This window comes from Enterobacter sp. PGRG2 (assembly GCF_030291195.1).
Classification (GTDB): domain Bacteria; phylum Pseudomonadota; class Gammaproteobacteria; order Enterobacterales; family Enterobacteriaceae; genus Enterobacter_D.
In genome coordinates, this window is record NZ_CP127837.1 from 3,498,449 (window position 1) to 3,508,369 (window position 9,921).

General features: G+C 59.8%; 10 protein-coding genes. 3 read left to right on the forward strand and 7 right to left on the reverse strand.

Annotation, left to right across the window (positions count from 1 at the left end; translation table 11 throughout):
• From QRD42_RS15655 to nasR, 5 genes are all read right to left on the reverse strand, one after another.
• Positions 1 to 619, reverse strand: a 619-nt coding sequence (locus QRD42_RS15655) for an NAD(P)/FAD-dependent oxidoreductase (protein WP_321987571.1), incomplete at its 3' end; no start/stop codon positions are given.
• A 9-nt stretch (positions 620 to 628) separates the two neighbouring features.
• Entirely contained in the window at positions 629 to 1,417 is a 789-nt protein-coding gene (locus QRD42_RS15660) for an ABC transporter ATP-binding protein (protein WP_072568663.1), read from the reverse strand.
• Between the two features lie 10 nt (positions 1,418 to 1,427).
• Positions 1,428 to 2,309 carry a nitrate ABC transporter permease gene (gene ntrB, locus QRD42_RS15665; RefSeq protein ID WP_321987572.1) on the reverse strand — a complete coding sequence of 294 codons (882 nt, stop codon included), beginning with the start codon at positions 2,307 to 2,309 and terminating at the stop codon, positions 1,428 to 1,430.
• A 1-nt stretch (position 2,310) separates the two neighbouring features.
• Positions 2,311 to 3,570 (reverse strand): CmpA/NrtA family ABC transporter substrate-binding protein, encoded by a 1,260-nt coding sequence (locus QRD42_RS15670; RefSeq protein ID WP_321987573.1) that lies wholly within the window; start codon positions 3,568 to 3,570, stop codon positions 2,311 to 2,313.
• Between the two features lie 319 nt (positions 3,571 to 3,889).
• A complete protein-coding gene (nasR, locus tag QRD42_RS15675; RefSeq protein WP_321987574.1) occupies positions 3,890 to 5,071 on the reverse strand; it encodes a nitrate regulatory protein NasR in 1,182 nt (393 codons plus the stop codon).
• 66 nt (positions 5,072 to 5,137) lie between these two features.
• On the opposite strand from nasR, the gene QRD42_RS15680 reads away from it, so the two are divergent.
• Together QRD42_RS15680 and QRD42_RS15685 are read left to right on the forward strand one after the other, a co-directional pair.
• Positions 5,138 to 5,491, forward strand: coding sequence for a DsrE/DsrF/TusD sulfur relay family protein (locus QRD42_RS15680; RefSeq protein WP_321987575.1), 354 nt, complete (start codon positions 5,138 to 5,140; stop codon positions 5,489 to 5,491).
• Positions 5,492 to 5,598: 107 nt separating this feature from the next.
• Entirely contained in the window at positions 5,599 to 7,383 is a 1,785-nt protein-coding gene (locus tag QRD42_RS15685) for a methyl-accepting chemotaxis protein (protein WP_321987576.1), read from the forward strand.
• A 34-nt stretch (positions 7,384 to 7,417) separates the two neighbouring features.
• On the opposite strand, the gene QRD42_RS15690 is transcribed toward QRD42_RS15685, so the two are convergent.
• Both QRD42_RS15690 and chaB read right to left on the reverse strand, forming a co-directional pair.
• Complete coding sequence (locus QRD42_RS15690) at positions 7,418 to 8,113, reverse strand: gamma-glutamylcyclotransferase (protein ID WP_321987577.1); 696 nt, start codon at positions 8,111 to 8,113, stop codon at positions 7,418 to 7,420.
• Between the two features lie 199 nt (positions 8,114 to 8,312).
• Positions 8,313 to 8,543 carry a putative cation transport regulator ChaB gene (gene chaB, locus QRD42_RS15695; RefSeq protein WP_318363684.1) on the reverse strand — a complete coding sequence of 77 codons (231 nt, stop codon included), beginning with the start codon at positions 8,541 to 8,543 and terminating at the stop codon, positions 8,313 to 8,315.
• Between the two features lie 275 nt (positions 8,544 to 8,818).
• On the opposite strand from chaB, the gene chaA reads away from it, so the two are divergent.
• A complete protein-coding gene (gene chaA / locus QRD42_RS15700) occupies positions 8,819 to 9,919 on the forward strand; it encodes a sodium-potassium/proton antiporter ChaA (protein ID WP_072568672.1) in 1,101 nt (366 codons plus the stop codon).
• Positions 9,920 to 9,921: the final 2 nt, after the last annotated feature.

The following is a 9,921-nucleotide window of genomic DNA, read 5'->3' on the forward strand; positions in this document are numbered from 1 at the left end:
CCGTGATACCGCTGTTCAGCTCGCAGGTGATACCGCGCTCCCGCAGGTGTGCCGCCAGCAGGTCCCCTGCCCGGAGATCAAGCTGCTGCTCCATCAGGCGATCGGCGCGATGCACCAGCGTGACACTGTCACCACGCCGGGCAAAGGCTGCGGCTGCTTCGACACCCAGCACGCCGCCCCCGAGCACCACCACCGGCCCGCTCATTGCCAGCATGGCGTTGACGTCCGCCAGCGTGCGGAAGGCGAAAACGTGTGGCTGCGCATGTCCGGGAATGGGCGGGATAAAGGGCTGCGAACCGGTGGCGAACACCAGTTCGTCCCAGGAGAGCTGACGCCGGTCGGTGTGCAGGGTGCGCGCCGCGTGATCCACCGCCAGCACCCGCTCGCCGGACAGCACGCTGATGCGGTTAGCGGCGTACCAGTCCGCGGGCAGCAGCCGGGTATCGGCAAAGGGCTTTTCCCCGCTCAGCACCGGGGAAAGCTGGATGCGGTTATAGGCCGCGCAGGGCTCGTCGCCGATAAGAGTGATGGCAAAGCGCGTCGCATCGCGGCTGATAAGCGCATGTGCCAGCCGGGTCGCCGCCATGCCGTTGCCGATAATGATCAGTTGCCGCATCATCGCTGCCCCTTACGCCGCTTTCGGCTGTTTTTCGTAGAGGAAATGCAGGATTTGCTGACGCAGATGGTGGTAGCGGCTGTCTTCCGCCAGCGCCACGCGGTGTCGCGGACGCGGCAGGTTTACCGCCAGCACTTCCCCCACCGTCGCCGCCGGGCCGTTGGTCATCATCATCACGCGATCCGAGAGCAGTACCGCTTCATCCACATCGTGAGTGATCAGCACGATGGTGGTATTCAGCGACTGCTGGATCTGCATCACGGTGTCCTGCAAATGGGCGCGGGTCAGCGCATCCAGTGCGCCGAAGGGTTCATCCATCAGCAGCACTTTTGGCTTCATCGCCAGCGCACGGGCAATGCCGACGCGCTGCTTCATGCCGCCGGACACCTCATCCGGGCGCTTGTGCAGCGCATGGCCCATCTGTACGCGCTCAAGGTTGTGCTCGATCCACTCGCGGCGCTCGGCTTTGCTCATGGTGCGGCGAAACACCTGATCCACCGCCAGCGCCACGTTGTCAAAGCAGGTCAGCCACGGCAGCAGCGAGTGGTTCTGGAACACCACCGCGCGCTCCGGTCCAGGCCCGGCGATTTCGCGGTTATCGCAGATCAGGCCGCCCTCTGTGGGCAGCGTAATACCGGCGATCAAATTGAGCAGCGTCGATTTGCCGCAGCCAGAGTGACCAATCAGACTGACGGTCTCCCCTTCGTGAATATCAAACGAGACGTTTTGCAGCGCGAGGAATTCACCGCTGGCGGTGGCGAAACGCTGGCTGACGGCCTGCACCTGAATAATGGGTTTCATACGCGACTCCTTATTTATCCTGCCAGTTGAAACGGCGGGCGATGAGCATCAGGCCCTGCTCCAGCAGCAGGCCTACGACGCCGATGATGACGATGGCGATGAGAATGTTTTCCACGTTGAGGTTGTTCCACTCGTTCCAGATCCAGAAGCCGATACCGGCGCCGCCGGTGAGCATTTCGGCGGCGACAATCACCAGCCAGGCGATGCCAATGGACAGCCGCACGCCGGTGAGCACCGCGGGCAGCACCGCCGGGAACAGGATGCGGCGCAGCACCGTCCATTCAGAAAGCTGTAACACGCGGGCGACGTTGAGGTAGTCCGCAGGAATGCGCTTCACCCCTTCGGCGGTGTTGATCACCATCGGCCAGATGGAGCAGATAAAAATGGTCCAGCTGGAGGCGGGCTCGGCTTTCTGAAACAGCAGCAGGCCAATCGGCAGCCAGGCCAGCGGGCTGACCGGACGCAGCAGCGCGATCAGCGGTGTGAACATGCGGGAGAAAAAGACGAAGCGGCCAATCAAAAAGCCGAGCGGGATCCCCACCAGCGCCGCCAGCCCGAAACCTATCGCCACCCGCTGCAGGGAGGCCAGCACGTTCCAGCCGATGCCCATGTCGTTAGGCCCGTCGTTGTAAAAGGGATCGGCAAACAATGTCAGGGCGGAATCCAGGGTGGAGAGCGGCGTCGGGAAGCCTTTGCTGTTAATGGCGGCCAGCTGCCAGGCGACCACCAGCAGTCCCAGACCGAGCAGCGCGGGGATAATACGCTGCGCAACATCGTGCAGATGGCGATTCAGGCGCGGCGTACGGCGACGCACCTGGACCGGCGGCAGGACGATCACTTCGCCCTGAGCGGTTTCCGGCTTAACGGTGATTTTTTTCTGTGCAAGTGTCATGTCATGCCCCTTTACGTTGAATGGCAAAACGGCTGGCGTACCCTTCCGGATCGATGCCGTTCCAGACGGTGCCGTCAATAAGCGTGCTGGCGCGCAGCGGTGAAGATGGCAGCGAAATCCCGCCGACCTGGGCGGCGGCATCGCTGAAGATGTCGGTACGGTTGATGCGTGCCGCGATGGCGGCATAGTCCGGCGCGGTTTTAAGTAGTCCCCAGCGTCTGAACTGGGTCAGGAACCACATGCCGTCGGAGTGCCACGGATAGTTAACCTGTCCCTCATTGAAGAAACGGATGGCGTGGGCGTCCTGCCAGCGGCGGCCTGCGCCGTTGTCGTACTCCCCCAGCAGACGGCCGGTAAGAAACTGTTCTTTGGTATTAAGCCAGGCGCGACGGGCAAGAATGCGCGCGGTTTCGCGTTTGTTTTCCGCCGAGGCGTCGATCCAGCGGGCGGCCTCCAGCACCGCCGCCACCAGCGCCCGCGCGGTGTGCGGATTCTGCTCCACCCAGGCGCGGCGGGTGCCGAGGATTTTTTCCGGGTGATCGGGCCAGATATCCTGCGAGGTCGCTGCGGTAAAACCGATGCGATCGTTAATGGCGCGGGTATTCCACGGCTCGCCGACGCAAAACCCGACCATATTGCCGATGCGCATGTTCATCACCATCTGCGGCGGCGGCACCACCACGGTGCGGATATCGTCAAAGGGGTTGATCCCGGCGTTAGCCAGCCAGTAGTAGAGCCACATGGCATGGGTGCCGGTCGGAAAGGTGTGCGCGAAGGTATAGCTGCCCGGCGCGCTCTGGCCGATCAGGGATTTCAGTCCGGCGGCATCACGAATGCCTTTCTCCTGCAACTCCGCCGACAGGGTAATCGCCTGGCCGTTCTGGTTCAGCGTCATCAGGTTCGCCATCGCCTGGGGTTTGGGGCCGATGCCCATCTCCAGCCCGTAAAGCAGCCCGTACAGCACGTGCGCCGCATCCAGCTCGCCGGAAGTAAGTTTATCGCGCACCGCCGCCCAACTGGCTTCTTTGGTTGGTACAAGGGTGATGCCATATTTTTTATCGAAGCCTTTAAGGGCGGCGATCACCAGCGGCGCGCAGTCGGTAAGCGGGATAAAACCGACGCGCACGATCTGCTGCTCCGGCTTGTCAGAGCCTGCCGCATAAGCCGCCTGCATCACGCCCGGTAACAACAGGCTGCCGCCCATAACGGCGGTGGCCTGTAACAGGCGTCGGCGGGAAAGAGAAAAGGTTGAATCAGCCATCACCACTCCTGAAGCAAAAAAAAGCGCCCGGCAGTGCTTTCGCACCGCAGGACGCCTTTATCCTCAAAACCTGCCTGCCGCCATTGGCAGGCCGGTTCAGTATGTTGTGACAGGAGTAATGCAAAGGGGATGCCAGGTTTCAACCCCTCACCCCGGCTGTCTCCACAGATCGTAGGCCCGGCAAGCCTGCGCCGGCGGGCGGGACGGACGGCACGATGTCTGTTGCCGGGTGGCGCTGCGCTTACCCGGCCTACACTGAATCCCGCGCACCGGGCATGTGCATCTTTTGCCCGTTAACCGTGCAACTACTCCTTTTGGATTACTGCCAGAGATTTTTCACCGTTAACAGCGCCCGGGCGATCTCCACCATGCGCTGGTTTTTGTCCATCGCCATTTTGCGCAGGCACTGCCATGCCTGCTCTTCGGTCATATTCTGGTGTGTCATCAGCACGTGCTTGGCGCTGTCGATCACCTTGCGCTCGTCGAGGGAGGCTTTCAGCGACGCCAGCTGCGTAGTGAGCTGATCCAGTTCGCGCGCCTGCTGACGCACCAGCGGCAACAGCTGATGATCAGAGCACAGCGACAGCCCCTCCCCGGCGGGTTCAAGAAAGGCGGCGCTTAGCGGCGGGGCCTGATCCTCTTCCGCCAGTAAGGTCGCCACGGTATGCATCAGGGCGTCGATCAGTGATTCTTCCAACGCGCGTAGCTGTTCCAGCCGCTGCGTGTGCAGCACAAACCAGCGCAGCGCGTTTTCCCCCTGATCCTGCGGCGGCTGACGGGTACAGGCCAGACGACGCAGCTGTTCGATCTCCAGCGTCGCCCCGCAGCGGGCGTGAAAAATGTCGCTCAGTTCGCCGGTGGTGAGGGAAAGGAAAGTATCAAAACAGGGCTGCTGACCGTCGATGCGATCCACCAGCCGCTGGCGCAGGGCGTCGCTGAAATGACCGAGGGTAAAACCAAGCGCCCCCAGTGCCCGCTCCTGCCCCGCCAGCTCTTTCCCCTGCATCAGGCTGTAGAGCGCCACCAGCGGCTGCACAATACGCGGATCGTCGAGGGTGTCGTTCAGCTGCGGCACAATACTTAACAGATGACGGATGGTGGCGCTGAACTGTTCCATGGCTTCCGCTGCTTCTGTTCGTTGTTCGTGCACGCGCTGACGTAATTCAGGCAGCTGTTCCAGCCCCCAGAGCGCGGCGGCGATACGCTGGCACAGGGCGCTGCTGTTCAGCGGCTGGTCAAAACGCAGCAGCGGCAGCAGCGCCTGCCGTTGTTCATCCACCAGCGCGCGGCTGGCGCGGCACTCGGCTTCATATAATCGCCCCTGTGAACAGAGCCAGATGTTGGAAGCGCCGCGTTCGCACTGTAGCATATGCACCAGATGGCAGATCCTGCTTGCCAGCTCACCCGACTGCGCCAGTTGGCGGAGTTGTTGTTTCTGGATCTGGCGCGCGTAACGAAACCAGTCGATGGCGCTGTTCGCGCTGTCAGCATTTATGGTCATGCTTATTCTCCCGGTCAATGTGTCCGCTGAATAAAGCAATAATCATGCCTTGTCGAAGGAGTGAAAATGCAAAAGATAGTGATCGTCGCCAGCGGCGCGGCGTACGGCAGTGAATCCCTGTTTAACAGTCTGCGTCTGGCTATCGCCCTGCGTGAGCAGGATCCGGCCCCCGAACTGCGACTGTTTTTAATGTCCGATGCCGTCACCGCCGGGCTGCGCGGCCAGCGCCCTTCCGAAGGCTATAACATCCAGCAGATGCTGGAGATCCTCACCGCGCAAAACGTGCCGGTGAAACTGTGCAAAACCTGCACCGATGGACGCGGCATCAGCGCGTTGCCGCTGGTAGAGGGTGTGCAAATCGGCACCCTGGTGGAGCTGGCGCAGTGGACGCTGGCGGCAGACAAAGTGCTGACTTTTTAATAATCACGCTGCTTTAATATATATTTCTTATAGATGTCATACGGGCATCAAGTTTGCCTGCTGCGTTGCCGATAGCTTTTTTATAACAACACAGCAGGTACAACATCATGATCAGGTCCATTCGCGCGCGCATTATTGTGGCGACAGCAGGCTGTCTGGCTATCGCTTTGCTTCTTAACACTATTATTAATTATCAGGTGGCCCGTCAGGACAACCAGCAGACCCGGCAGGATATTTTAACCAGCACGAGTAACAGCCACAGTCTGGCAATCGCCGACTGGGTGAACAGCAAGATGACGATGATCGCCTCGTTACAGAGCGTGGCGGTGCAGGACGATCCGGTGCCGGTCTTCAAACAGATCGCTCAGGCGGGCGGTTTTACTAACGTTTATGTCGGCAATGCGGCGAAAACCGCCAAATTCTCCGATCCCACCGGCGTGCCCGCAGATTACGATCCCACTATCCGCCCCTGGTATCAGCAGGTGCTGAAAGCCGATGCGCCAGTGGTCACCGCGCCCTATGTGGACGCGGGCACCGGTAAGTTGGTGGTGACCTTTGCGGTGCCGGTGAAAGTGAACGGTACGCTGACGGCGGTGGTGGCCGGTGATGTGACCATGGACAGCGTGGTGGCGAACGTACAGGGTATTCAGCCCACGCCGCAAAGCAGCGGCCTGCTGCTGGACAGCGACGGCACGGTGATCGCCGCCAGCGACCCCGCGCTGACCTTAAAACCCTTCAGCGACGCCATCCAGGGCGTGGAATTCAGCGCCCTTAAAGCGGGTCACGCTGAAGACGGCACGCTGGCCGGTGCCGACAAAACCCTGCTCGCCTCGCCGGTGAAAGGCACACAGTGGCTGCTGGTGGTGGCGCTGGATGACAATGATGCCACCAGCGGACTGAGCGCCCAGCTGAAAGCCTCGGCGCTGTCGCTTGTCGTGCTGGTGCTTACTGGCGGCGCGGTGATGCACTGGCTGGTGGCCACCCTGCTCAAACGCCTGGTCACCATCCGCGATGCGATGCACGCTATCAGCAACGGCACCGACGATCTGTCCCAACGTCTGCCAGAAAATGGCAACGATGAGGTGGCGGAGATCGCCCACGCCTTTAACGCCTTCAGCGATAAGCTGGCGGTGGTGATGGTCAAACTGCGGGATTCCAGTACCTCGGTGAAATTCGCCGCCCGGGAGATCGCCGCCGGTAATCAGGATCTCTCCGGGCGTACTGAACAGGCCGCCTCCAGTCTGCGCGGCACCGCCAGCGCCATCGAGCAGATCACCGCCTCGGTGGGCCAGTCCACCGATTCCGCCGCCCAGGCCAATGGCCAGGCGCAGGCCGCCTCTGAAGCCGCATCACGCGGTGGCGACGTGGTGAAACAGGCGATCACCACCATGCAGTCTATTGAAGAGGCATCGTCCAAAATCGGCGACATCACCAGCGTCATCGACGGCATCGCCTTCCAGACCAATATTCTGGCGCTGAACGCCGCGGTGGAAGCGGCGCGGGCCGGGGAACAGGGTCGCGGTTTCGCCGTGGTGGCCGGGGAAGTGCGTACCCTTGCCAGCCGCAGCGCGCAGGCGGCAAAGGAGATCAAATCGCTGATCGAATCCACCACCCAGAGCGTGTCGACCGGCTCACGTTATGTGCGGCTGGCGGGGGAAAGCATGGGGGATATTGTATCGGGCATCGACAGCGTGTCGGTGATCATGCGTGAAATCACCGTCGCCACCAGCGAGCAGATGAAAGGCATTCAGGAAATTAACCACGCGGTGATCGACCTTGACCGCATGGTGCAGCAGAACGCTGAGCTGGTGGTGGAATCTGCGGCAGCGGCGGATGCGCTACAATTGCAGGCGGCAGAGCTGGCGGAAACCGCCGGGCATTTCCGCATTTGAGTCTACGGCAGCGCGGCGTGCGCTGCCGGTCCTGTCAGGCAAAACCTGGCTGCATCTCCGGGCCGGGTTTTTCGTCGCATAATAAGCGGCGCACTTTGCCCACCAGATCGTTTAAGCAGTCGTCGTGCATGCCGAGCTTAATCAGCTCCTGCTCCAGCGAGAAAAGATACTGCGCGTTGGTGCCGAGCGGGCCGCTGGCGGCGGCAATCAGCGGGGCGATCACCTGGGCGCGGGTATCGGATTCATAGAGCGCATGTCGTGGATCCATAATAAAGACCAGCGCGTTAATGGTGCGGCCATCGTCGAGGGTGAGTTTGCACCAGCTCGGCAGATAGCAGCCGGTGATCATCTCGCGCTTCCACAGCAGCGAAAGTTCGTCGTGCAGGGTGTCATCGGCGAGCCGGTAGGCCACGCCCGTGGTGCGTCCGCCCTCTTTCAGGGCAAGCATACGCCCCGGCTGGCAGGCGCTGCCCCGTCCGGCGGTCAGCCGCAGGCAGAAGGCGCGATGCCAGCCCACAAGGGTGCCGGTACAGGACTCGGTGTATTCCAGCGCCGGGTTCCACATCAGGGAGCCGTAGCCGAAGATCCATACCGGGCCGTCGTCAGGGCGGCAGGCCAGGGTCGCCGCCAGTGAGGCCGCCCGCTGTTCCGCCGACCAGAGCAGAGCTTCTTCTATTTCGCCAAAAGCCGTTTTACAGTCGGCCTTCATCAGAAAATCACGCGTTAACATCGTTTACCTCCACCACTGCGTGCATCCATGCGACTACTTTTTTGACGTCTTCCAGGCTTTTTTGGTGCTTTTTAAGAAAGCAACCCGCTACGACGATATGCAATTCACGGGCCGCTTGCAAGCCAGACGCAGGCGTAAGCGGCTCACTTATGGTTATCGGGCGGTGGAGGAAAATCTAAAGCGTATTTATTTCAGCTGATTACTTCTTTTTGTGCCACTTGTCGTCATCACCCTTTTCATAGTCATGTTTCACCGCTGCCCACGCCACTTTGTGGGCGGTCTCTTCACGGCTGGCATCGCCCTTACGATCCTCTTTATCTTTGTACTGATCCCAGGCGCTGTTGAAGGCTTCCTTATAAATATCCTGCGCATGAGCAGGCAGCACATGTTGTACGCTGTCCGGTAAGTCGGTTCGGGATTTAAACGGCATGATAAGTCCTCATTCAGGGATAAAACTTAAGTGTGGACGACAACCGGCATTGCTGCCAGCGCAGAGGTATTTTTGAAAATCAAACGATATAAATCACTGTTATCAATGGGTATAAATAAAATATCTTATAAATATAGCCACTTCATATTGATAATCTGATTTTCCCGTAAAATTAGGTAAACATAACACCGCTTATTAACAGGATCTGTTATTTTACCGGTCTGCTGAATTTTCAAACTAAACTTATTACGCACCTGCAAACACGGAGATGGATAATGCCGACAACGATCGAGGCGGTTAAAACCCGCCACAAGGAGACCTCCCTCATTTTCCCGGTAGTGGCCCTGGCAGTGCTGCTGCTGTGGGGAAGCAGCCAGTCACTGCCAGTGGTCATTGGTATCAACCTGCTGGCGCTGGTCGGGATTTTAAGCAGCGCATTTAGTGTGGTACGCCATGCCGATGTTCTGGCACACCGCCTCGGCGAGCCTTACGGTTCATTAATTTTAAGTCTTTCCGTCGTTATTCTCGAAGTGAGCCTTATTTCCGCCCTGATGGCGACCGGCGATGCCGCGCCGACGCTGATGCGCGATACGCTCTATTCCATCATTATGATTGTGACCGGTGGTCTGGTAGGCTTTTCACTGCTGCTGGGCGGCCAGAAATTCGCCACCCAGTATATGAATCTGTTTGGCATTAAACAGTATTTGATCGCCCTATTCCCGCTGGCGGTGATTGTGCTGGTCTTCCCCATGGCGCTGCCGGGCGGTAATTTCAGCACCTCGCAAGCCCTGCTGGTCGCGCTGATTTCCGCCGCCATGTACGGCGTTTTCCTGCTGATCCAGACCAAAACGCACCAGAGCCTGTTTGTTTACGAGCATGAAGATGATGGCGATGATGACGATCCGCACCACGGCAAGCCCTCCGCGCACAGTAATCTGTGGCACGCGCTGTGGCTGATTATTCATCTGGTTGCGGTTATCGCCGTCACCAAAATGAACGCGAATCCGCTGGAAACGCTGCTGACGGAGCTTAACGCCCCTGTCGCTTTTACTGGTTTCCTGGTGGCGCTGCTGATCCTCTCGCCGGAAGGCCTGGGGGCGCTGCGCGCGGTGCTGAATAATCAGGTGCAGCGTGCAATGAATCTGTTCTTTGGTTCGGTGCTGGCGACCATTTCTCTGACCGTACCGGTAGTGACGCTGATCGCCTGGGCGACGGGTAACGATCTGGTGTTCAGCCTGGGCGGGCCGGAGATGATTGTTATGCTGTCCGCGCTGTTGCTGTGTCAGCTGTCATTCTCGACCGGTCGCACCAATGTGCTGAACGGCGCGGCGCATCTGGCGCTGTTTATCGCCTATCTGATGACGATATTCGCCTGACA

Coding starts and splice junctions, on each gene's coding strand:
- QRD42_RS15660 (WP_072568663.1), bottom strand. CDS start 1,417: ATGAAACCCATTATTCAGGTGCAGGCCGTCAGCCAGCGTTTCGCCACC.
- ntrB (WP_321987572.1), bottom strand. CDS start 2,309: ATGACACTTGCACAGAAAAAAATCACCGTTAAGCCGGAAACCGCTCAG.
- QRD42_RS15670 (WP_321987573.1), bottom strand. CDS start 3,570: ATGGCTGATTCAACCTTTTCTCTTTCCCGCCGACGCCTGTTACAGGCC.
- nasR (WP_321987574.1), bottom strand. CDS start 5,071: ATGACCATAAATGCTGACAGCGCGAACAGCGCCATCGACTGGTTTCGT.
- QRD42_RS15680 (WP_321987575.1), top strand. CDS start 5,138: ATGCAAAAGATAGTGATCGTCGCCAGCGGCGCGGCGTACGGCAGTGAA.
- QRD42_RS15685 (WP_321987576.1), top strand. CDS start 5,599: ATGATCAGGTCCATTCGCGCGCGCATTATTGTGGCGACAGCAGGCTGT.
- QRD42_RS15690 (WP_321987577.1), bottom strand. CDS start 8,113: ATGTTAACGCGTGATTTTCTGATGAAGGCCGACTGTAAAACGGCTTTT.
- chaB (WP_318363684.1), bottom strand. CDS start 8,543: ATGCCGTTTAAATCCCGAACCGACTTACCGGACAGCGTACAACATGTG.
- chaA (WP_072568672.1), top strand. CDS start 8,819: ATGCCGACAACGATCGAGGCGGTTAAAACCCGCCACAAGGAGACCTCC.